Origin of the sequence: Paenibacillus sp. NEAU-GSW1 (assembly GCF_009737085.1) — a bacterium.
Lineage (GTDB): Bacteria > Bacillota > Bacilli > Paenibacillales > Paenibacillaceae > Pristimantibacillus.
This window is the reverse complement of record NZ_WOVL01000013.1, coordinates 15337-36508: the sequence shown is the minus strand read 5'-3', so window position 1 is coordinate 36508 and position 21172 is coordinate 15337. Positions and strand designations below refer to the sequence as shown.

Genomic DNA, 21172 nt, shown 5'->3' with positions numbered 1-21172 from the left:
TTTTAATTTACGCTCCTTGCTTCGTTCCAAGGGCCAGCAGATAAAGCTCTAAGCCGAGCGTTTTGTCGACTGCGCCCGTTTTCATCCTGTAGTCCAGCTCTGCTATTGCGGAAAGCAGCGAGCCGAGCCGTTGTACCGAAAATTTGCGGCATTTCTCAGCAGCCAGTTTGACTGCGTAAGGATGCAAGCCAAGCTGTCCCGCCATTTGCTGCGGCGAATAACGGTGCTGCTCCAGCTCTTTGATTTGCAGCATGATGCGCAACTGCCGGGCAATAAGCGCCGCAATCTTGATCGGTTCCTCCCGGCGCAGCAGCAACGCTCGATACAACCGAAGCGCACGATCGACATTCAGCTCGGCGATCGCATCCACAAGAGCAAACACATCCTCTTCCACCGTCGAGGCGGTTAACAGCTCAATCTCAGGCAAACCGATCAGACCGCCCTCGCCCGCATGCAGACACAGCTTGTCCAGCTCGATGGCGAGCTGCTGCATATGCGCGCCGACTCTGGACAGCAGCAAGTCGGCTGCGTCCTCGCCAAGCCGCCGGCCTTGCTCTTCCGCCCGCTTGATCGCCCACCGCTTAAGTTCCGCCGCGTCAAGCTCCTGAAACGCAAGCAGCGCGTTTCGATCCTTGAGCATCTTGACCAGCTTGCGGCGCTCATCCAGCTTCTCCGCGCCGATCATAAAGAGCAGCACCGTCGTTTCGGAAGGGATGTCCAGATATTGAAGCAAGCGGTCTGTCTTGTGCTCCAGCTTACCGCCTTCCTTGCCCCCCGCAGCAAACACGACCGCGTCTTTTACAATGACCAGCTTCCGCTCTCCGAAAAAAGGCAGCGTCTCCGCTTCCAATGCAGCCTCTTCAATAGGCGTTTCCGCCGTATCAAGCTTCACAATGCCAAGCTCCCGCTCATCAGGCGTAAACATAGCCGCGGCGAGTGTATCGACGAATTGCTCGATTCGATAGCGGTCACTGCCATATACAACATATGCAGGACGGAATTTGCCGCTTTTTATTTCTTTCAACGCTTCTTTTGCGTCCATCGCATGCCGCCTCCTTCGATTTCACACAACGGCAACAAAGGGATGAGCCTCTAAGGCTTCATCCCTTTGTCCCTGAACATCTATATAAACATCGGCAGGCAGGTCCATGGTACCGCCCTGCCAATGGTCATACAACGATCAAGGCTTCGCCGCTGACTCTCCTGTTCCTACACTATACGCCGAGGAACCGGAAAATGTGCGAATAACCTGCATATTAGTCTGCTTTCTTTTCTTCAAGCGTTGCGATATCAACGATATAGGTTTCAACGCCGCTTTTATCGTCCAATTGGACTTCATACGTGAGCTTGCTATTGTCTTCAGACCAAGACAGCAATGTGACTTTGCCACTCTTTACTGTCGATTTAAAAACAATATCCTCGCCCTTTGAAATTTGAACGGCATTGCCAGGCTCTTTGGCCGAGGCGACATAAACGCCGTCACTTGAAGCCACCGTATCGGCTGCTGCCGCTCGCTCCTCCGACTTGTCGGTTTCCCCTGCGACCGATTTGGCCGATTTGTTAACCGTAACCGTTGTCTCCGCTCCATTATCGATGACATCGCCAGTGAAGCTTTTCGCCTTTTGATCTTCAGAAGAATCTGTCTTCAATTTGTTAGAGGTTGATTCATCCGCGGCGGCAGGAGCTTTGTCCATCGATTCCACTCCCACTTCTTTGCCGTACTGAAGGTCGAACGAATAGGGTTCTAACACATTTTCTTCGTCTGATGCGCTATTCTGCTGCAATGCGGCCGCAGGCTGAGCTTCAGCTGCTGTACTGCTTGCCGCCTCGTCCTTCGATACCGACTGAAACATCCCGCCGCTGTAAGAAATTACGAAGAACATAGCGACTGCGCCCGCTGCCGCAACGCCGCTAATCCAAGCCGGCCATCTTCTTCTCCTTGCAGCAACGCTGCCGTTTCCTTTATCCCGCGCTTGCTCTTGAACCGTCTCAACCGAAGCCGCGTCGGAAAAGCGCGGGCCGTCCAGCATCTCCAACTGCGGAAGAATTGCGTCAACAAGACTGTAGCTTGGCATCACTTTAGGCAAATTTTCAAGCTCTGACGACAGCTTCTTAAGCCGTTCAAACATTGCAGCGCAGTCCGGACATTGCCTAGTATGCTTTAGCAAAAGCTGTTGCTCTTGTTCATCAAGATCACCGTCTAGCTGCCTGTGCATATATTCAATCATCTCCTGGCAATTCATCCCCGGACACCACCTTTCTGATAATCTTGAAGTAACGTTTGAAGCTGTTGCCTTGCTCGGAATAAGTAGGATTTGACCGTATTTAAAGGGAGATCGAGCGATTCGGCAATTTCGTTGTACGAAAAATCTTGCAAATACCTTAGTACGACAACGGCTCGATGATGATCGGGGAGCTTCTCGATAGCGACTCGTATATCTTGAATCGCGTAAGCGGACATAACTTCGTCCTCTACGTTCTGCTTTTCCCTGAACACCATTTCGTGCTCCTCAATGGATACGGTTGGCTTGCTTCTTCTAAATTTATCGATACAGATATTCGTTACTATTCGTTGAATCCATGTCTTAAACTGCGCCTTCTCTTCATAGGAACCGATTTTCGTATAAATTCGGATCAGCGCTTCCTGAGCCGCATCCAACGCATCCTGTTCATTGTTTAGTATATAGTAGGCTGTCCGATAGACATGTGTTTCAATCTCTCGCAAAAGAGAAATTAAAGCGTCGCGATCTCCCGACTGAGCGGCTCTAATGAGGCCAGGCTCCACCACGAAGGCTCCCCCCTCTTGCAACCTCTTTGACGAGCAGGCTGCAGTGAATGTTGCACGAATGATAAAATAATTTACTTTATTTTATTAAGTATTGATGTTGAAGCCACTTTCGCTCGCGATCCACAATCTCTAAGCGCGTAATCTTCACTGCAAAAACAAGAAAACTCCAGTATAAAGGATAGCAAAAAAAAAGTAGTCCGTATAGAGGAATTTCGAACATATATAGGACTTAACTATAAACATAATAGGAATTATATATTTAAACAATAAATCAATTTATGTAAAAATGAGGATCAAATAACGAAGGGGATGATTTCCATGAAAACAGACGGTCAAGTATGGAACGCTGAACTATATGACAATAAACTGGGCTTCGTTTCCGATTACGGCAAAGGCGTTGTCGAGCTGTTGAACGCTCAGCCCGGCGAGCACATCTTGGATGTCGGCTGCGGAACAGGGGAGCTGACGAATGAAATAGCAAAAAGCGGAGCGATTGTATCCGGAATGGATATGTCGGAGGAAATGATCGAGAAAGCGCGTGCTAAGTATGCAAATATTCAGTTTCAAACGGGTGATGCCGAGCAGTTCACAACGAATACAGCCTATGACGCGATCTTCTCTAATGCGGCCCTGCATTGGATAAAAAAACCTGAAAAGGCGATCGCGTGCATGTGGAACGCTTTAAAGCCGGGCGGCAGACTGGTCGTCGAATTTGGTGGACACCGGAACGTCGGTACGGTCGTATCCGCACTCTACCGTCACCTCGTCAATGATTACGGCGTCGATGCGGAAGCGCGGAACCCCTGGTATTTCCCTAGCATCGCCTCATATACGTCGCTGCTAGAGAATCAGGGATTCGACGTGTTGCATGCTGCGCTGTTCGAACGTCCAACGAAAATGGAAGATGGCGAGAAAGGACTTGCCCATTGGCTGAACGGCTTCGCCAACACTTTTGTCGCCGACTTTTCTGCGGAACAAAAAGAAGAGCTGTTCGATAAAGTCGCCGGAAGCGCGCGCGGCCAACTGTTCCGTGACGGCGCATGGTATGTCGATTACAAGCGGCTGAGGGTAATTGCCAGCAAACCCAGCCATTAATAATTAATGCTCATGGCTTTACCGTTCGTACGATAAGATCGTTAGCCGCCGTAACTTTATAGCTGATCTCCCCGTCCGTATCCGTTCGATAGATAGAAGCGCCGACGTCATGCAGCCGGGTTAGCACATCGGGATGCGGGTGCCCGTACGTATTGGACGATCCGGCTGATAAAGCGGCAGCTAGCGGCTGCCAATAATGAAGCCATTGCTCCGAAGTCGAGTAGCGGCTGCCGTGATGAGCTGCCTTCAGCACGTCGATTGGCTCACAGCAAACGCCAACATCGTCAAGCGCAGCCTTATCCTTCGAGCCGACAGCTCTCAGCTTCACGATTTCGTTTTCAACCGCCGAGTCAATGTCTCCCGCGAACAAAAATTGGCGCTTATAGATCTTCATAAGAATGACGACACTAATCGGATTTTGATCATCTTCGGAGGGCAGCGTCAGCTCAGCAGCAACGGGCGCCTTATCCCGGGCTTGAGGCCAAAGAACGGACAGCAGCGAGTCGCCATCCATTTTCCATTGCTGTCCGGCTTCGGCTCGATACAGCGGAATGCCGCGTGCCGTCGCTTGGCTCAGCAACGCCTCAGCATCCTCCTCCCGTTTCATCGTGCCGTTCCACAAAATGCCTCTGACCGGTATCGAATCCAGCACCGCTTGCAAGCCGCGAATATGATCGCTGTCCAAGTGCGATACAACAAGCAGATCAAGCTCATGCACGCCTCTCTTCATCAGAAGCGGTACGACAACCTTCCGCCCGACTTCAAACGGATCATTCCGCTTTCTCCACTCCTCGCCCGACTTTCGAAAATCGAGCGTGCCGCCGCCGTCAATCAAAATTCGTTTTCCGCTCGGCGTTCGAATATAGATGCTGTCGCCCTGACCGACATCAAGCACATGAACGCTTCCGCTGCGGTCGAAGCGATCAGGGTAATAGGCATACACGAGCAGAGCAGCAGCAGCAAGCCCGATTAAGGCCAGCATGGATGACTTCCATATGGATGTTCTTCGCCTCGGCGACTCCTCACCCTCAATCCAATCGTATAGCGGCATAGTCTCCGTGCTTGGCTCTTGATCGGATGCTGGACGCAGTGCAATAGCGCTCGGATGGACCGATATCGAAAAAAGCAGCCGGCTTCCTGCAATAAACAGCAAATACCAAGCAGCAATCCACCATAAAGGCGGCGATGCCCAAATTGTTCGCAAGCCGTCCGCATCCGCCAGCTTATCGACCAGCCAAAAGGTAGCGTCATTCGCATATGCGCCTGCGGCCGCAAGCAGCTTTCCGCCAAGAGGCCAAATCATGCCGAACAACAGCGCAGCAGCTCCTAACGGCATCACAATAAAGCTAATAAACGGAACGAGCGCTAAATTAGCCGGCAGCGACAGCAAATGAAACTGGTTGAAATAGCAGATTGATACCGGAAAAGCGGCTGCTTGCGCAACGAGTGTAACCGCGAGCAAATCGAGCAGCGCTTTTCCTTTGCGCCAATCAGGCAGCGCCTTTCGCAGCGGCGGCACCCCGATGATGAGACCTGCCGTAACGATATAGCTGAGCTGAAAGCTGACGTCGCTTATTAAATAGGGATTCCACATAAGCATCAGTACAGCTGACGCCGCAAGCAAATGCAAGCCGTCCTTTAATTGGCCGAGACGGGCGGCGAGCAATCCAAGCATCGCCATGAGCCCCGCCCGGACCACTGAGGGCGAAGCTCCCGCAAGCAGAACATAAAACGGCACGGCGAGCAGCAGCGCGAGGAGCATCCGCTCCCGCGTCATCCTGCACAAGCGGAACAAGCCGCCGAGCGCATAGAGAAAGACAGCAACATGAAGGCCGGAAATCGCAAGAATATGCGTCAATCCGAGCCGGGAAAATTGCTGGAACTGGCCCGGGTCGAGATCCTCGCGCACGCCGAGGACGAGACCCTTCATGTACCCGGACTGATCGGACGGGTACAGCTCATCCATGCGCGCGCCGAGCCAGCCGCGCGCCGCATCAACGCGGCCAAGCATTGCGGCCGCGCTCCATGGCGGGCCCGGCGCCCGATCCACGGCGCCGGTGCCGCTGGCGCGGAGCAGCCAGTGTATTTGCTGGCTGCTCCGCAAATAGCGGCGGTAATCGAAGCCGCCGCTGTTGGATGCGCCTGCCGGCCGAGCCAGCTCGCCGGCAATGCGCACGCGGTCGCCGCGTTGCCACGCGGCGGCGACCGCCTGCTCCGGCTGCTCAGCCAGCCGGATATGCACAAGAAGGCGCTCGCGCAGCCGACGCGGCGCCGCCTCGCCCTCAACGCGGACGGCTTCGGCCGTCACGCGAAACGTCACGCGGTCGCCGTCGATCTCGACCGCGGACGAAACAACGCCTTCCGCCTCCGCCATGAAGGCGGCGTCAGGCCCGGCCGCCTCTGCGGCGGCAAGCAGCGCCGGCAGCGCCGTCACGTTGCGGGCATCCGCCCACAACCGTTCTCCTGCGGCGGCGGCGCAGCCGAGCAAGCAAACGACGGCTAGCCGCGGCGCCGCTTGCTTGCCAAGCACGAGCGCCAGCGCAGCTAATGTTAGCGCTCCCGCCGCAAGCGCAAGGGCGGCAGGCGCCAGGCTTGCAGCAGCCGCGCTGCCAAAAACCCAGCACACCGCAAACCAGACAATCGGCCTTCGATTAAACATCCATGCTCCTCCTCAATATACGGGTACAAAAAAAGACCTCTGAACAGCAGCCGCAGCAAAGGCTTGGCTAGTTCAGAGGTTCTTCCTCATTCTGGTTCTCATTTTTTGAAACCTGCAGACGCTACGATACGACGTTCATCTTTGCCTGCGCCGGCGGCTCGTAATCCTTTAATCCGCGAAAGACGATACCCTTCTGTTTCATCAGCAGCGTCACTTTATCGCCGTCCTTCGGGTACGCGCGGTGAAACACGATTTCTTTCACGCCGCTGTTGGCAAGCATATTGGCGCAAGTCCAGCAGGGCTGGTCCGTCACATATACAGTAGAGCCGTCTCGATTAACCGGGTCGGTGAACAGCAGCAAATTTTGCTCCGCGTGAATTGTGCGGATACACCGCTGTTTCTTGACGATTTGCTCTTTGCCGTCGATAAGCTTTGCTTCCCATTCCTCCGCGATCATGCAGCCTGCCTCCGAGCAATCCTGCACGCCCATCGGCGCTCCGTTGTAGGCAGTGCCAAGCAGCTTCTTGCCCTGCATGAGCAGAGCGCCTACATGTCTGCGGGGACAGCGCGAGCGTGTCGAAACCATATACGCGATATCCATGAAATACGTGTCCCAATCTTTGCGTTCCGCTTCTTGCGAAAATTCCGTTGCCATTGTACGTCTTCCTCCTGCTGTCCCGTATTAGCCGATACTTTGGCAAAATACGTTAGTACTGCTTACTTCTTATACTAATTATAACTGCAAATTAGTTCTGTTGGCTAATGCTCAGCGCTTGATCCAGGTCGGCCAAAATGTCGTTGATGCCTTCCGTTCCGATCGACAGCCGGATTAAGCCCGGCGTTACGCCCGCAGATAGCTGCTCTTCAGCAGACAGCTGCTGGTGAGTCGTGCTGGCCGGATGAATGATTAGCGATTTGGAATCTCCGACATTGGCAAGATGCGAGAACAGCTTCACCGCATTGATGATCTTCTTGCCCGCTTCTGCTCCGCCTTTAATGCCAAAGGTCAAAATTGCGCCTTGGCCGTTCGGCAAATACTTTTGCGCCCGATCATAGGACGGATGGCTTTCCAGTCCCGGATAGCTGACCCATTCAACTGCTTCATGCGCTTCCAAGTGCTTGGCGACAGCCAGCGCGTTCGCGCTGTGGCGCTCCATGCGCAAATGAAGCGTCTCGAGGCCCTGCAGCAGCAGGAACGAGTTGAACGGCGACAGCGCCGCGCCCATGTCGCGAAGCAGCTGAACGCGGGCTTTAATGATGTAAGCAATCGGCCCTACCGCTTCCGTATAAACGACGCCGTGGTAGCTTGGATCCGGTTCAGTCAGGCCCGGGAATTTGCCGCTCGCCTTCCAGTCGAACTTGCCGCCGTCGACAATTACACCGCCAATCGAGGTGCCGTGCCCGCCGATGAATTTGGTTGCGGAATGGACGACGATATCTGCGCCATGCTCGAGCGGACGCTGCAAGTAAGGGCTGGAGAACGTGCTGTCAACAATAAGCGGAATGCCGTTCTCGTGAGCGACTGCGGCGACAGCTTCAACGTCGAGCACATCGCCCTTCGGATTGCCGATCGTCTCGGCAAAGATCGCCTTTGTCTTGTCCGTAATGGCCGCGCGGAAATTTTCCGGGTTCGACGGGTCGACAAAATGCACTTTAATGCCAAGCTTAGCCAGCGTTGTGGAGAATAGATTGTACGTTCCGCCATATAGGCTTGCCGCCGAAACAATCTCATCGCCTGCACCGGCAATATTCAAGATCGAGTACGTAATGGCAGCTTGTCCGGATGCGACAGCTAACGCCGCCGGCGCTCCTTCCAGAACTGCAATCCGTTTCTCGAATACGTCCGTTGTCGGGTTCATAATACGAGTATAAATATTGCCGAATTCCTGCAGCGAGAATAAGTTCGCGGCATGATCGGTATCCCGAAAACCGTAAGACGTCGTTTGGTAAATAGGCACCGCGCGCGCAAAGGTAGTCGGATCGATTTCCTGGCCTCCGTGGACGGATAGCGTTTCGAGCGAGAGCTTGCGTTGTTCTTGTTCAGGCATTTGTACAAACAACTCCTCTTTAAAGTTTTGCGAAGCAAAACTTGCTTCGTAAGCGAGTCTTAAGTTTTGCGAAGCAAAACTTGCTTCGTTAGCGTCTGCTTACGTTTCGCGAAGCAAAACTCGCCTCGTAAGCTTCGCTTAGTTTTGCCAGGCTTTTCTGGGATTGTTTTCCTCCAGACTCTTTCATTCTCTCATATTTACGGACGGGCGACAATGCTCTCTTTCAAAGCCGCAAGCAGCTTCGGTCCTATGCCTTTTACACGGAGCAAATCGTCCGTCGACTGAAAAAAGCCGTTTAGCTCGCGATCGGCGACAATCGCTTTTGCTTTTGACGGACCGATCCCCTTTAAGCGATCCAATTGCTCGGAAGTAGCGCGGTTTATGTCCAGCATTTCGGCAGCGCCATTGGATTCGGAAGCTTTGCTCGACGATTCAGGCGCAGCTGCTTTAGACGCTTCCTTTCGATTATCTGCTTCCGACTCCCCCTTGCTGCTTGCGGCGGCCTTATCTCCGTTTCCAGCGTCATGCGCAGATTCGAGCAGAAGAGCAGCTTCGACTTGACGGTTCAACGGCTCCCAGCCAAGCGGAGCTTCTTTCTTCGGCCATGCGAAGGCAGCCGCGAGCAAACCGGCTGCCGCAATAAGCAAAACCACAACTGTTATTTTGCCAATACTTTCAATATACTGCGCTTTTCTAGCTTTAAATTTCATTGTCTCATCGCCCTCCTTAAACGAATGGCATAAATGCATCCATGCAAATATAAAGCCCTATTTTGATCTCTTATAAAAATGTGGAAAAAAAGGCGAATGCAGTGGCATATGAAGCAAGTCTTGCTGAATAGATTAAAAGAGTCAACAAGTTGCTGGCGTGGCCGCATCCGCCTCATCAGTAAATTCGAACACAGGAGGGCTGGACATGAAGGTCGGATTCGTCGGAACAGGCACGATGGGAAGCCTGCTGATCGAAGCATTCGTGTCGTCTGGCGCACTCGAGCCAAGCCAGATCAACGTCAGCAACCGCAATTTCTCGAAAGCGCAAACGGTGGCTAACCGCCACCCGGGTATCCAAGCGAAGACAGCCAACGCCGAATGCGCAATTGGCTGCAACGTTGTTTTTCTATGCGTCAAACCGCTTGAATTTAAAAAGGTAGTCGACGAGCTGCTGCCGGTCGTTCGACCTGAACAGCTCATTGTATCCATAACGAGTCCGGTCATGATTGAATATCTCGAAGAATTTATGCCGTGCAAAATCGCCAAGGTTATCCCCAGCGTCACCAATTCCGTCTTGAGCGGAGCGACGCTTTGCATATACGGATCGAGAGTTGAAGATGAGGATCGCAGCCGTCTGGAATCGCTCCTGTCGCACATCAGCCAGCCGCTGCAAATCGAGGAATCATATACTCGAATCGTTTCCGACATTTCCAGCTGCGGCCCGGCCTTCTTCGCTTGCTTGCTGGAACAGTTTATCGATGCTGCGGTATACGAGACCGGCATATCGAAAGATGAAGCGACGAGCGTCGCCTCAGCGATGCTGCTCGGCACAGGCTTGCTGCTGACAGAGGGCGGGCTGACACCCGCCGACGTTCAGGCAAAGGTTGCCGTGCCAGGCGGCATAACCGCACAAGCGCTTCGGCTGCTCCGGCGCGAGACGGAAGGCGTATTCAATCGGCTCATTCAAACGACGCACGCGAAATTTGATGAGGATGTCGAGAAAGTTTCGACAGCCTTTTACGGCAAAGAGGTGAACGGTCAATAGCAGATAATCTGCTGGACCGCTCACCTCTTCTTTTTTGTCCTATTAATTCGCTACGATGTTGACGAGCTTGCCTTTAACCGCAATGACCTTGCGGATCGTTTTGCCTTCTATCAGTTCTTTCACTTTATCGTTTTCTTTCGCCAGCTGCTCCATATCCGCTTCATTCGTGTCAGCGGCGATCGACAGGCGCTCGATAATTTTGCCGTTTACTTGCACGACGATTTCTACCTCTTGGTCAACTGTCCAAGCTTCGTCGAATACAGGCCATGCTTCATAGGAGACGGAACCGGTTCCGCCCAGCTTCTCCCACAGCTCTTCGGAAATGTGCGGAGCGAGCGGCGACAGCATTTGAACGAAGTCTGTCATCGCTTTTTTAGGCAGCGCATCCGTTTTGTAAGCTTCGTTGACGAAAATCATCAATTGGCTGATTGCCGTATTGAAACGCAGATTTTCGAAATCGTCGGTTACTTTCTTAATAGTGCGGTGCCATACCCGTTTGAATGCGTCCGTCGTTTCGCCTGCATCGATCTTCGCATTCAGGCCGCCGTTTTCTTCATTGATGAACAGACGCCATACGCGGCTTAAGAAACGGTATGTGCCCTCTACGCCGTTTTCACTCCAAGGCTTCGTCGCTTCCAGCGGGCCCATAAACATTTCATACATGCGGAGCGTATCCGCGCCGAACTCGTTCACGATATCGTCCGGATTGATGACGTTGCCGCGCGATTTGGACATTTTCTCATTGTTCGTTCCGAGAATCATCCCTTGGTTAACCAGCTTGTGGAAAGGCTCTTTCGTTTCGACTACGCCGATATCATAGAGCACTTTATGCCAGAAGCGGGCGTACAGCAAGTGAAGTACGGCATGCTCCGCGCCGCCGATGTAAAGATCGACCGGGAGCCATTCCTTTTGTTTCTCCGGCGAGCAAATTTCGTTCTCATTTTTCGGATCGATAAAACGCAAGTAGTACCAGCAGCTGCCTGCCCATTGCGGCATCGTGTTCGTTTCGCGGCGCGCCTTCATTCCCGTTTCCGGATCAACCGTATTCACCCAATCCGTCACGTTGGCAAGCGGCGACTCGCCCGTTCCCGACGGCTTGATCGCGTCAACATCAGGAAGCAGCAGCGGAAGCTGATCCTCCGGAACGGTCTTCATCGTGCCGTCCTCGAGGTGGAGCACCGGAATCGGCTCTCCCCAATAGCGCTGACGGCTGAACAGCCAGTCGCGGAGACGGTACGTCACTTTGCCTTCGCCTTTGCCGGACGCTTGAAGATGCTCTATCATCGCCTTAATCGCGTCTTCATTGTTCAGGCCGTCCAGGAAGCCGGAATTGATGTGCGGGCCGTCGCCTGCGAATGCTTCCTTCTCCACGTCTCCGCCTTGCACGACCTCAATGATCGGCAGATCGAATTGTTTCGCAAATTCCCAATCGCGGGTGTCATGGCCCGGAACTGCCATAATTGCGCCGGTGCCATAGCCTGCAAGCACGTAGTCGGCAATCCAGATCGGCGTTTTTGCGCCGTTTGCCGGGTTGATGGCATAAGCTCCAGTGAATACGCCTGTTTTGTGCTTCGCCAGATCGGTACGCTCGAGATCGCTTTTGCGCGCCGCCGTTTCTTGATAAGCCACAACCTCTTCCCGCTGCGATTCCGACGTAATTTGCGCCACGAGCTCATGCTCTGGAGCAAGTACGCAATACGTTGCGCCGAACAGCGTATCCGGACGGGTAGTGAAGACGACAAGCGATGCGTCGTGGCCGTCGATGGCAAACGTCACTTCCGCGCCGGTCGATTTGCCGATCCAGTTGCGCTGCATATCTTTAATGCTCTCCGACCAGTCGAGCTCTTCCAAATCCTCAAGCAGGCGCTCCGCATACTCGGTAATTTTGAGCATCCATTGGCGCATCGGCTTGCGAACGACCGGATGGCCGCCGCGCTCGCTCAAGCCGTCGATAACTTCTTCATTGGCAAGTACCGTCCCGAGCGCTTCGCACCAGTTAACCGGCACTTCGGCTACATAGGCCAGACCTTTTTTGTACAGCTGGATAAAAATCCACTGTGTCCATTTGTAATAATCCGGATCTGTCGTGCTGAATTCGCGGTCCCAGTCATAGGAGAAGCCCAGCGACTTGATTTGACGGCGGAAGTTGTCGATGTTTTCAACCGTTATTTCACGAGGATGGCGGCCGGTTTGCAATGCGTACTGCTCAGCAGGCAAGCCGAATGCGTCCCAGCCCATCGGATGAAGGACGTTGTATCCGCGCATCCGCTTGTAGCGGGATACGATATCGGTAGCCGTATAGCCTTCCGGGTGACCTACATGAAGACCCGCTCCTGACGGATATGGAAACATGTCAAGCGCGTAAAACTTCGGCTTGCCGGCATCCTCCGTCGTTTTGAATGTTTTATTGGCATCCCAAAACTTCTGCCACTTCGGTTCTACTTCGAGCGGGTTATAGCTGTAATATTGCTGTTGTTCCTGACTCATTCTCGCACATTCCTCTCATTAATTGTTTCGCTGCAAGGTTTGCCGTATCGGACTTGCTTACGGCGAATTCCAAGCACAAAAAAACTCCCGCCCCCAGCGTATTATCGCTAGGGACGAGAGATCGCTCCCGTGGTACCACCCTAGTTAGCATCGGGCATGCTTTGCCGTCCGCTCACTCAAAGCCCGTAACGCAGGCTAAACGGCGTGCTTATCACACGCGGCTCCAAGGCGAGTTCACATCGCTGCAGGTCCGGCTTCCACCAACCGCCGGCTCTCTAGGCCTTGCATTGCGATCCTACTGCTCCTTATCAACGCCAAATTATGCAAAAGATTAGTTTCGATTATAAAGAAGCGAAGGCTCCGTGTCAAGATATTGGACATGCCAGCAGAAGCCGCTTTCCTTTATTCGCCCGGCTTATCCGGACGTTCCGCTTGCACGACGATACTGCCAAACAAACGGCCGTCGACGTAAGCCATAATCCGCCATTTCCCCGGCTCAGGCAGCATGAAGCTCGAAGGGAAATAACGGTCGGCATATTCGGATGAACCGCCCATATGGTCGAGTTCAAACAACGGCACGAGCTCGACGTCGCCTTGTTTGACCGCTTCAACCTTGAAGCTGCCGTTCAATTCGCTTTCCTCGCCCCAAAGCGACCACATATATTTATTGCTTTTACCGGCAATAAAACCGTTTTCCAATACGGCGAGCCGCTTCTCCATCCCTCTAATCGTATAAGGGCCGGAAACGAACGTTGGACTCTCGTCCCAAGACGGCTCCTCCGCTTCCAGGACGGCATCTCCGTAAGTTGAGCCGTCCAGCTCGACGACGATCCGCCAGAAGCCGGACAGCGGCAAGCCTGCATTCGCAACCGTATACCGGTTCAATGTCGAATAACCGCTGCTCGGCTCCGTAATTTTCTGACGATCGACCAGCGTTTGTTCTGCCCCGCTTGCCGTATGTACCGCCTTTACGGTAAGCTCTTTTCCAGCGTAAGTTTCGAATGGCTCCCTAAACGAAACAATGAGTCCTTGCGGCACCCCTGCCGTAAAGTTTCCTTCGGGATAGATTTCAAATTTCACGACGCCATTTACCATATAGACGGTTCGCGCTTCTGTAATGGCTGCTCGATTCGGCGAAGCTGCTTGCTGCAGTCCTCCAGAAGCGAACCAAGCAAATATAGCCAGCACTGCAATAGCTGCCAAGCCTATCGAAAACCGCCGCTTCATCCCCCTGCCATTAACGCTTCTCCGTTTAGCCGTCTGCAGCCGGATTTTCTCTTTCAGCTCATCGTTGAAAGGCTCTTCTCGAAAAGGCGATTCCCTCATCATTTTCGCCAAATTCATGTTCTTGAATTGATCGCCGCTCATTTCCGCTCCACTCCTCACATCAGGATCTTTGAACGGAGTTCAAAGTCACTCCTCTTACATCAGGATCTCCGAACATGACATCCTCAAGGTCACATCTATTCCGCTAGCAGCCGGGAAAGCTTGCTCTTTGCCCGATGGCTTCTTGATTTGACCGTCCCTTCAGACAGCTGGAGTAATGCCGCTATTTCTTTAATTGTAAAACCGTAGTGATATTCAAAAATAACGATTTCACGAAATTTGAGCGGCAAGCAAAGAACAGCCTCCCATAATTGGCGGCTCTGCTCCCGGAATAATAGCTCCGTTTCAGCTGACGGAGCCTTGTTTTCCGTGTCAATCCGGTCCATCAGCGTCACCTTGCGAATAAAAGCGGATTTCAAGTGGGAATAGCATTTATTTCTCGTTATAGCCAGCAGCCAGCTGCGAATAGTGCTTTCTCCGCGAAACGAATACATGCGCTCATAAACAGCCATAAACGCTTCTTGGACGATATCGTCAGCCGAATGCGCATTTTTGGTCAGAAAGTAGGCAAACCGCCAAAGATCGCTTCCGTACTCGTTCATTAATTGCTCAAGCGCCGCATCCTTGTCGTAGCCATCCACCAAGTATTGCAAATAATGCGTTTCCAGTCTTCCCACCTCCAATAAGAAGTCTTGCGACTGGCAGAAAAAGTTCCCGATTTGTAAAACAATTTTATTGTTTGGCTATGTTAAATTTGAATGTTGATAAAGACCGAAAAGAAACCACCATTCAAGTTGGTGGTTGGTTTAACGATGTTAGCGTAAAAGTTAATTATTTTCTCACAAATTGAGTTAAGTGCAATGTCTCTGACTTATCGTTCCATTCAATAATACTCATAATATTCTCATTCGATTTTCCGACTATATTCACTAATTTATCTTCACCGTGAATTAAATCGCCTTCAAATTCAATCGAAAAGTGAGCTTTATCTATTTTGTCAATATGGAGTGGTTCTGCAATGCTTCCATTTGCCGTGCCATACGAGAATACAATTTCATTGGAAGATGATAATTCAGAGATATTGCCTTTGTAGAAATAATCAATTACGATATTTTCTTTTGATGTCTGAGTAGTGGTTGTTGTAAACTGGGCATTCCAATTCTCACCTTCAGCAAAGAAAATAATCTCCTCATCTTTTTGTTGGTTTTTGGAACAACCAATAATAAAAGTGGTAAGTAAGGCTAATAGAAATAAACTTAAACCAAATCGTTTAATGTTCATAGTTGATCCCCCCTTACATTGTTTTAAAGTTGAACAGAATGCTGAAGCTTGGCGTTGGTGGAGGTCACCATAAACAGGCACGATTTAACCAACCTATTTTTCTTGTTCGATGCCGTTTTCTCATATTCCTTGCTGTCTATATAACGGAACCAAGCCAAATAATGTTGCAAATATTTGGTTGCAACACCGTTGAAACGGTCTATCCATTTCTTCAAGGGGCTATGACAGCTATTGACGGTTTGGATGTGGCACACGCCTTTGACGCGCTGTTTTCCCCCGGACTTTAGCCTAATGTTTAAATAAACCGCCCGTCAGGATCCGATTCTCCCTGTCGCTGCTCCATGCCTAATGTCGCGATTCTAGCGATCAGCACAAGCAGAGCAGCATGAAGCAGAGCGGATACCCATCCTGAAAAGACGCCTAATAAGCCTACGAAAACCCAGCCGCTGAAAGCGAGCAGCTGCAAAATGAATTGCAGCGCAAGCGACAACAGCAGCAGCGCATCTCGTATTTTTATTGCAAGAAAGTACGCAGCAGCGGGGACACAAGCAATCCCGATCGACCAGTACGACCATATCCGCACCGTTTGAAGCTCTGATCCGATTTCAATGCCGAGGAACGAAAAATCAAAAACCTCCCGGCTCAAATAGCTTCCGCTGATAAGAATCGTTAATATCGAAATGATTATAAGCAGCAGCCTCTTTTTGCCTCCCATACCCCATCTCCTCCATAATGAATTATACCGATAGACGATTACGATTAGCATAGAGTTGCAGGTCTAACAAATGCAAACCGCCTCAAGGAGAGATATACTAGAAGGAGAATGCGCATCATCACACATATATAGGACAGAGGAGAGAGCGCCATGCGATTTATTAGCAACAACGGCATTACCGACCCAACTTTAAATTTAGCGTTAGAGGAATACGTGCTCCGGTCGCTGCCGGACAATGACGATTATTTGCTGTTCTACATAAACGAGCCGTCGATCATCATCGGTAAAAATCAAAATACGGTTGAAGAAATTAACGCGGAATATGTTAAAGATAATAACATCCACGTCGTTCGCCGTCTTTCCGGCGGCGGCGCTGTTTATCATGATCACGGCAACTTGAACTTCAGCTTCATCATGAAGGATGACGGCCAATCATTCCACAACTTCAAAAAGTTTACCGAGCCCGTCGTCCGCGCGCTGCGCAAGCTGGGGGTCGACGCTGAAATGACGGGCCGGAACGACCTGCAGGTCGGCGAGCGAAAAATTTCCGGCAACGCCCAGTTTTCAACAAAAGGCAAAATGTTCAGCCATGGCACGCTGTTGTTCGACTCGGAAATCGAAAACGTCGTTTCGGCGCTTAAAGCAAATGCGGAAAAATACGTCTCGAAGTCGACCAAATCGATCCGCAGCCGCGTAGCGAACATTTCCGAATTTTTACCGCAGCCGATTACAATCGAACAATTCCGGCAAAGCATACTATCCTCCATCTTCGAAGGAGAAGCAGAAATTCCTTACTATGAGCTGTCGGAGCAGGACTGGGCTAACGTCCGCCAATTAGCTGAAGAACGGTACCGGAGCTGGGAATGGAATTATGGCCGTTCGCCAAAATTCAACGTCCGCCAGACGAAGCGGATCAATGCCGCAGGCACATTCGATGTAAGGCTGCAGGTGGAGGATGGCGTTATTGCCGATGCATCCGTGTACGGCGACTTTTTCGGCCGCGGAGACAGCGCTGAGTTTGCCACAAAGCTGGTTGGCGTACGGTATGACACTGACGCATTAAAAAAAGTGCTGAAAGGCGTCGATCTCGCCTATTATTTCGGGCCGGTTACGCCCGAGGAATGGCTTGAGCTTCTCATTTAATTGTTTAACGGGAATAACACTCTACTGAGTGCTAACTCGACCACATAATGGCTTGTAGAAACGGCAGCTAAAGAAGCAGCTTCGCAATATTATGCTTCTTTATTTGCTGCCTGAGCCTGTAAATAGAGCTAAACAGTGAAAGCCGCTTTGCGAAATTGCGAAGCGGCTTCTTTCTTTAAAATTTAGAATCGGCAGGCCCGGAATCGGACAGCAATATCGCAGCGCAGTTTACGCTAAGCTTTCCGTTTTCGCCCGGAGTCTGCCGTGATGCCAAGCGGGCTTGCAAACATTTTATACAGGACATAGCCTAGAAACGCCCCGATACTGTTCAGAATGACATCATCAATATCGAGACTTCCTCGCCTCGTCACCATCTGCATCACTTCCAGCACGCAAATGAACGTGATAAAATTCAGCATCGTTTTGCCGAAGCGCCAGCGGAATATGATCGGGAAGCTGATGCCAAACGGCACAAATACGAGAATATTGCCGCCAATGTTGACGAGCCAAGTATTAAACTTATAGTGATCGAAATAAATAAAATAGTTTTTAATAGTAGACAATGGCGTCAAGTTGTACAGCAATTCGCCGTCGGGCCGATGCTCCCTGCCGAAACCGACAAACATCCAATATATAAGCATCAGCGTATAGCAAGACATCGCTAATGCAACCGCTGCACGTATTAATAATTTCATGAAGTCGCTCACCTCGCAGCCAAAGCGTTACAGGCTAAACGTTCTTTTTTTCACGCGATACCAATAGTCATACTGCTGCTCGAAGCCGATTTTATCGTACAATCGGTTAGCCGGGACATTATGCTGAAGCACCATCAAATATCCGAACTCCGCTCCTTGTTCCCGTCCCCATTGCAGCAATTTGCGGACAAGACGCTCGGCCAGCCCTCTCTGTCTGAAGCGCGTATCTGTAATAATATCGTATAGCGCAACCCAGCCATCTTCAAGAACGGCCACTCCGCATGCCGCAGGCTCTCCTTCTTCATAAAGCGTCAAGAAGCATTTGCGGTCAGGCATGGCGTGAAGCAATTTAGCCGCAGGAAGCTTGCTCGTTTCTCCTAGCGCGCTCATTGCCGAATACTGCTCCAGCCATCGCTCGTCATAGGCTTCAAACAGTTCAAAGCGGAGTTCTTCATCCGCGAATTGCGGCAGCCTCGACAGCTCCATCGTTTTGAGCCAGACGGGATCTACCTTCTCATAGCCGTTCTGCTCCAACGCCAAATCGATCTGAGGCGTGAATGAAAACACTTTGTAGATGCTGTCTTGTCCCTTGCCTTCATAGATTTGTTCGCAATATGCGATCCTCCGCTCCAGCTCGCCTGTTTCAGTCGACTGCTCTTCGCTATACAGTGGAACCACACAGTTCGAGCGCTTCGTATACCCGTCGGCAAAACGCAGCAGCCACCCGCCGTACAAACGGGTTTCCAGTGCCGGCCAGCTGTTCAGGCTAAGCTCCTCCAGCCTATTCCATATTGAATTCACCATACGATTAATTCCTTCCTATAAAGGAGTCATTGCTCATCCAACCGAAACCGTTCCAGCTGTTCCCACAGCTTTTCCTTCCGCAATATTTCACGCTGCTTTGAACCAAGCAGATCAAAATGCGGATATTCCGAGCGATGATGAATATATTGCGGATTTAAACCGTTGCTGACGCACCAGCGGGTTAGCTTGGCTAGATCGGAGCAGCCGACCTTCGTAACGGTTTTCATCGACGGAAAGCGCGGATCCAACCAATAGTGCGTAATAAATGCGATTTCGCCTTGCGCGACTTTTGTTTTCCAAGCATTCATCTCGGCTCTCGTTATTCCGAATGCCATCGCTTACGCTCCGTAAATCTGCTTGACGCGGCCGACCTGGCCGTCGGTCAGCCTAACTTTTATGCCATGCGGATGCGTCGGCGAGTTCGTCAGCAAATCTTTAACGATACCTCTCGTCAGCTTGCCTGTCCGCTGGTCCTGCTTTAATACGATATCGACTTCAAGGCCAGGTTTTACATTGGCCCGTATTGTTCCGTTCATGATAAATCCTTCCTTCTCCTGCTATTACATTTAAAAAATAGCATAGCATATGTATTCGAAAGATGCACTTCCAGGTTGCAACTGTTATACTAGTCATCATACGAAATAGATGAAATGAGGAAATTAGACAAATGTCAAACGAATTTAATGCCATGGGCATCATCCCCGAGCTAACGGACAGGCTGCACCAAGACGGAATTGCCTCCCCGACGCCGGTTCAGCAAAAAGCGATCCCGGTTCTGCTTGCAGGGCAGGACGTCATCGCGCAAGCACAAACAGGAACAGGCAAAACAATAGCGTTTGCCTTGCCGATATTGCAACGAATCGACGTGACCAAGGAACAGGTTCAGGCGCTTATTTTGACGCCGACCCGCGAGCTGGCGATCCAAATTACGAGCGAATTGGCCAAGCTGGCGCCAGCCGTTGGCGCTAAAGTGCTGGCTGCATATGGCGGCCAGGATGTTGTCGCGCAAATCCGCAAGCTGAACAATGCGCCGCATATCGTCGTTGCGACGCCGGGCCGCCTGATCGATCACATGAAGCGGGAAACGATCAGTCTCGGCAAGCTGAAAATGCTCGTGCTCGATGAGGCCGATCAAATGCTTCATATGGGCTTTTTGCCGGAGGTTGAGAGCATCGTAGATCAAACGCCAAGAGCGCGCCAAACGATGCTTTTCTCAGCAACGATGCCTGACGCAATTAAGCGGCTTGCCGAAAATTATATGAAAACGCCTGTCGACATCCGTATTAAAAGCGCGAATGTAACGCTCGACAACATCAAGCAATACATCATCGAGACGACCGACCGCGGTCGCCAGCAAGCGCTCATTCATCTGATCGAGCAGCATCGTCCTTACTTGGCCGTTGTGTTCTGCCGCACGAAAGTGCGCGCCAAGAAGCTGAACGAGGCGCTTCAGGACTACGGCTTCGCCTCCGACGAGCTGCACGGCGATTTGACGCAAGCAAAACGCGAACAGGTAATGAAACGTTTCCGCGATGCCAAGCTGCAAATTTTGGTCGCAACCGATGTTGCAGCCCGCGGCTTGGACGTCGAAGGCGTCACACACGTATTCAACTATGATGTGCCGCAGGATTCTGAAATTTATATCCATCGTATCGGCAGAACAGGACGGGCCGGACAACGTGGCGTTGCGGTAACGCTTGTGTCACCGTATGACCGCGGCTCCATTCAGCATATTGAACGGAACATAAACGCCGTATTGGACCGGCGTTCAATCGATCCCGACGGTACAATCGTCGCTAATGCCTCGCAGCGTACAGCGAAAACATCGGGTAAAAGCGACACTGCAGCAGAACGCGGCGGACGTCGCGGACGCGACGCCAAAGGCGGCGCAGGATCACGCAGCGATCATGCTGCTGGCGGACGCGGACGCAGCGGCGGCGGCAAAGGCCGCAGTGACCGCAATATCGGCGGCAATGGCAGCGGTCGCGGACGTACAGAACGCGGCACGCAAAATGCGGAAGCCGGCGGACGCAAGAAACGCGGCGAATTCTCCGCAGCGGCGAGAAGCAATGAAGGTGTCGAAAGCACGAATCCGTGGACGCAGGATCGCGAAAGCGGCCGAGGCTCCCGCAATGCCGAGCCTAAAGGACGCGGCGCACGGAATGCAAGCTCGCCTAAAGGACCTGCTTCGTGGGGCGGCCGGACAGAAGCCCCGGGGCGCGAAGCGCGCTCCGCAGGAAACGGACGCACCAGCGGACGCCACAGCGGCAGCGGCGGCAGAAACGGCGACTCGCGCGGCGGCAATCGCGGAACGCGACCGGCAGGACCTTCCGGCAGCCGCGGCAGACGCGGTAAATAAAAATAAAGGAGACCGGA

The 21172-nt window shown here is 51.9% G+C and carries 20 protein-coding genes, 1 pseudogene and 1 other annotated feature; of the genes and pseudogenes, 4 read left to right on the top strand and 17 right to left on the bottom strand.

Features of this window, described 5'->3' with window-relative positions; all coding sequences use genetic code 11:
- Positions 1–7 precede the first annotated feature (7 nt).
- The 3 genes from holA to GOM71_RS11940 form a co-directional block, all read right to left on the bottom strand.
- Complete coding sequence (gene holA, locus GOM71_RS11950; RefSeq protein ID WP_156281324.1) at positions 8–1042, bottom strand: DNA polymerase III subunit delta; 1035 nt, start codon at positions 1040–1042, stop codon at positions 8–10.
- A gap of 214 nt (positions 1043–1256) precedes the next feature.
- A complete protein-coding gene (locus GOM71_RS11945) occupies positions 1257–2243 on the bottom strand; it encodes an anti-sigma factor family protein (RefSeq protein WP_253944813.1) in 987 nt (328 codons plus the stop codon).
- Entirely contained in the window at positions 2240–2788 is a 549-nt protein-coding gene (locus GOM71_RS11940; protein WP_367649564.1) for an RNA polymerase sigma factor, read from the bottom strand. The genes GOM71_RS11945 and GOM71_RS11940 overlap by 4 nt, the downstream gene beginning before the upstream one ends.
- Positions 2789–3106: 318 nt before the next feature.
- Here GOM71_RS11940 and GOM71_RS11935 point away from each other — a divergent pair, with 318 nt between their 5' ends.
- Positions 3107–3883, top strand: coding sequence for a class I SAM-dependent methyltransferase (locus GOM71_RS11935; RefSeq protein ID WP_156281320.1), 777 nt, complete (start codon positions 3107–3109; stop codon positions 3881–3883).
- 10 nt (positions 3884–3893) lie between these two features.
- Here the strand turns inward: GOM71_RS11935 and GOM71_RS11930 are convergent, their stop codons facing one another.
- From GOM71_RS11930 to GOM71_RS11915, 4 genes are all read right to left on the bottom strand, one after another.
- Positions 3894–6542 carry a ComEC/Rec2 family competence protein gene (locus GOM71_RS11930; RefSeq protein WP_156281318.1) on the bottom strand — a complete coding sequence of 883 codons (2649 nt, stop codon included), beginning with the start codon at positions 6540–6542 and terminating at the stop codon, positions 3894–3896.
- A gap of 121 nt (positions 6543–6663) precedes the next feature.
- Positions 6664–7197, bottom strand: a complete 534-nt coding sequence (locus GOM71_RS11925) for a deoxycytidylate deaminase (protein WP_156281316.1) — start codon at positions 7195–7197, stop codon at positions 6664–6666.
- 91 nt (positions 7198–7288) lie between these two features.
- Positions 7289–8590 (bottom strand): homocysteine synthase, encoded by a 1302-nt coding sequence (locus GOM71_RS11920; RefSeq protein WP_156281314.1) that lies wholly within the window; start codon positions 8588–8590, stop codon positions 7289–7291.
- Positions 8591–8787: 197 nt separating this feature from the next.
- A complete protein-coding gene (locus GOM71_RS11915; protein ID WP_173275537.1) occupies positions 8788–9300 on the bottom strand; it encodes a ComEA family DNA-binding protein in 513 nt (170 codons plus the stop codon).
- Positions 9301–9505: 205 nt separating this feature from the next.
- On the opposite strand from GOM71_RS11915, the gene comER reads away from it, so the two are divergent.
- Positions 9506–10345: a late competence protein ComER gene (gene comER, locus GOM71_RS11910; protein WP_156281310.1), complete on the top strand. Its 840-nt coding sequence runs from the start codon at positions 9506–9508 to the stop codon at positions 10343–10345.
- A gap of 42 nt (positions 10346–10387) precedes the next feature.
- Here comER and leuS read toward each other — a convergent pair whose 3' ends face one another.
- The 6 genes and pseudogenes from leuS to GOM71_RS11880 all read right to left on the bottom strand — a co-directional run bounded on the left by leuS (position 10388) and on the right by GOM71_RS11880 (position 16154).
- Positions 10388–12832, bottom strand: a complete 2445-nt coding sequence (gene leuS / locus GOM71_RS11905; protein WP_156281308.1) for a leucine--tRNA ligase — start codon at positions 12830–12832, stop codon at positions 10388–10390.
- A gap of 106 nt (positions 12833–12938) precedes the next feature.
- Positions 12939–13153 (bottom strand) — a binding site (T-box leader).
- An 81-nt stretch (positions 13154–13234) separates the two neighbouring features.
- On the bottom strand, positions 13235–14200 hold the full coding sequence (locus GOM71_RS11900; RefSeq protein WP_156281306.1) for a DUF4871 domain-containing protein: 966 nt from the start codon (positions 14198–14200) through the stop codon (positions 13235–13237).
- A gap of 95 nt (positions 14201–14295) precedes the next feature.
- On the bottom strand, positions 14296–14835 hold the full coding sequence (locus tag GOM71_RS11895; RefSeq protein WP_173275534.1) for a sigma-70 family RNA polymerase sigma factor: 540 nt from the start codon (positions 14833–14835) through the stop codon (positions 14296–14298).
- Between the two features lie 154 nt (positions 14836–14989).
- Positions 14990–15439 carry a hypothetical protein gene (locus GOM71_RS11890; protein ID WP_156281303.1) on the bottom strand — a complete coding sequence of 150 codons (450 nt, stop codon included), beginning with the start codon at positions 15437–15439 and terminating at the stop codon, positions 14990–14992.
- 64 nt (positions 15440–15503) lie between these two features.
- Positions 15504–15729, bottom strand: a pseudogene (locus tag GOM71_RS24960) (IS1595 family transposase); the annotation flags it as partial.
- A gap of 5 nt (positions 15730–15734) precedes the next feature.
- The gene (locus tag GOM71_RS11880; RefSeq protein WP_156281301.1) at positions 15735–16154 is read right to left on the bottom strand and encodes a hypothetical protein; all 420 of its coding nucleotides are present in this window, start codon (positions 16152–16154) and stop codon (positions 15735–15737) included.
- A 150-nt stretch (positions 16155–16304) separates the two neighbouring features.
- Between GOM71_RS11880 and lplA the strand changes: the two genes are divergently transcribed.
- On the top strand, positions 16305–17297 hold the full coding sequence (gene lplA, locus GOM71_RS11875) for a lipoate--protein ligase (protein ID WP_156281299.1): 993 nt from the start codon (positions 16305–16307) through the stop codon (positions 17295–17297).
- 233 nt (positions 17298–17530) lie between these two features.
- On the opposite strand, the gene GOM71_RS11870 is transcribed toward lplA, so the two are convergent.
- Genes GOM71_RS11870 through GOM71_RS11855 form a run of 4 tightly spaced genes read right to left on the bottom strand, consistent with a single transcriptional unit; the run spans position 17531 to position 19332 of the window.
- The gene (locus GOM71_RS11870; protein WP_156281297.1) at positions 17531–17992 is read right to left on the bottom strand and encodes a VanZ family protein; all 462 of its coding nucleotides are present in this window, start codon (positions 17990–17992) and stop codon (positions 17531–17533) included.
- Positions 17993–18019: 27 nt separating this feature from the next.
- Complete coding sequence (locus GOM71_RS11865; protein ID WP_156281295.1) at positions 18020–18796, bottom strand: GNAT family N-acetyltransferase; 777 nt, start codon at positions 18794–18796, stop codon at positions 18020–18022.
- Between the two features lie 26 nt (positions 18797–18822).
- Complete coding sequence (locus tag GOM71_RS11860; protein WP_156281293.1) at positions 18823–19131, bottom strand: hypothetical protein; 309 nt, start codon at positions 19129–19131, stop codon at positions 18823–18825.
- Positions 19132–19134: 3 nt separating this feature from the next.
- A complete protein-coding gene (locus GOM71_RS11855) occupies positions 19135–19332 on the bottom strand; it encodes a YwbE family protein (RefSeq protein ID WP_156281291.1) in 198 nt (65 codons plus the stop codon).
- A 131-nt stretch (positions 19333–19463) separates the two neighbouring features.
- Between GOM71_RS11855 and GOM71_RS11850 the strand changes: the two genes are divergently transcribed.
- Positions 19464–21155 carry a DEAD/DEAH box helicase gene (locus GOM71_RS11850; RefSeq protein ID WP_156281289.1) on the top strand — a complete coding sequence of 564 codons (1692 nt, stop codon included), beginning with the start codon at positions 19464–19466 and terminating at the stop codon, positions 21153–21155.
- Positions 21156–21172: the final 17 nt, after the last annotated feature.

Coding starts and splice junctions, on each gene's coding strand:
- lplA (WP_156281299.1), top strand. CDS start 16,305: ATGCGATTTATTAGCAACAACGGCATTACCGACCCAACTTTAAATTTA.
- leuS (WP_156281308.1), bottom strand. CDS start 12,832: ATGAGTCAGGAACAACAGCAATATTACAGCTATAACCCGCTCGAAGTA.
- holA (WP_156281324.1), bottom strand. CDS start 1,042: ATGGACGCAAAAGAAGCGTTGAAAGAAATAAAAAGCGGCAAATTCCGT.
- GOM71_RS11900 (WP_156281306.1), bottom strand. CDS start 14,200: ATGAGCGGCGATCAATTCAAGAACATGAATTTGGCGAAAATGATGAGG.
- GOM71_RS11930 (WP_156281318.1), bottom strand. CDS start 6,542: ATGTTTAATCGAAGGCCGATTGTCTGGTTTGCGGTGTGCTGGGTTTTT.
- GOM71_RS11945 (WP_253944813.1), bottom strand. CDS start 2,243: ATGAATTGCCAGGAGATGATTGAATATATGCACAGGCAGCTAGACGGT.
- GOM71_RS11850 (WP_156281289.1), top strand. CDS start 19,464: ATGTCAAACGAATTTAATGCCATGGGCATCATCCCCGAGCTAACGGAC.
- GOM71_RS11920 (WP_156281314.1), bottom strand. CDS start 8,590: ATGCCTGAACAAGAACAACGCAAGCTCTCGCTCGAAACGCTATCCGTC.
- GOM71_RS11935 (WP_156281320.1), top strand. CDS start 3,107: ATGAAAACAGACGGTCAAGTATGGAACGCTGAACTATATGACAATAAA.
- GOM71_RS11865 (WP_156281295.1), bottom strand. CDS start 18,796: ATGGTGAATTCAATATGGAATAGGCTGGAGGAGCTTAGCCTGAACAGC.
- GOM71_RS11925 (WP_156281316.1), bottom strand. CDS start 7,197: ATGGCAACGGAATTTTCGCAAGAAGCGGAACGCAAAGATTGGGACACG.
- GOM71_RS11880 (WP_156281301.1), bottom strand. CDS start 16,154: ATGGGAGGCAAAAAGAGGCTGCTGCTTATAATCATTTCGATATTAACG.
- GOM71_RS11915 (WP_173275537.1), bottom strand. CDS start 9,300: ATGAAATTTAAAGCTAGAAAAGCGCAGTATATTGAAAGTATTGGCAAA.
- GOM71_RS11860 (WP_156281293.1), bottom strand. CDS start 19,131: ATGGCATTCGGAATAACGAGAGCCGAGATGAATGCTTGGAAAACAAAA.
- GOM71_RS11870 (WP_156281297.1), bottom strand. CDS start 17,992: ATGAAATTATTAATACGTGCAGCGGTTGCATTAGCGATGTCTTGCTAT.
- GOM71_RS11855 (WP_156281291.1), bottom strand. CDS start 19,332: ATGAACGGAACAATACGGGCCAATGTAAAACCTGGCCTTGAAGTCGAT.
- GOM71_RS11890 (WP_156281303.1), bottom strand. CDS start 15,439: ATGAACATTAAACGATTTGGTTTAAGTTTATTTCTATTAGCCTTACTT.
- comER (WP_156281310.1), top strand. CDS start 9,506: ATGAAGGTCGGATTCGTCGGAACAGGCACGATGGGAAGCCTGCTGATC.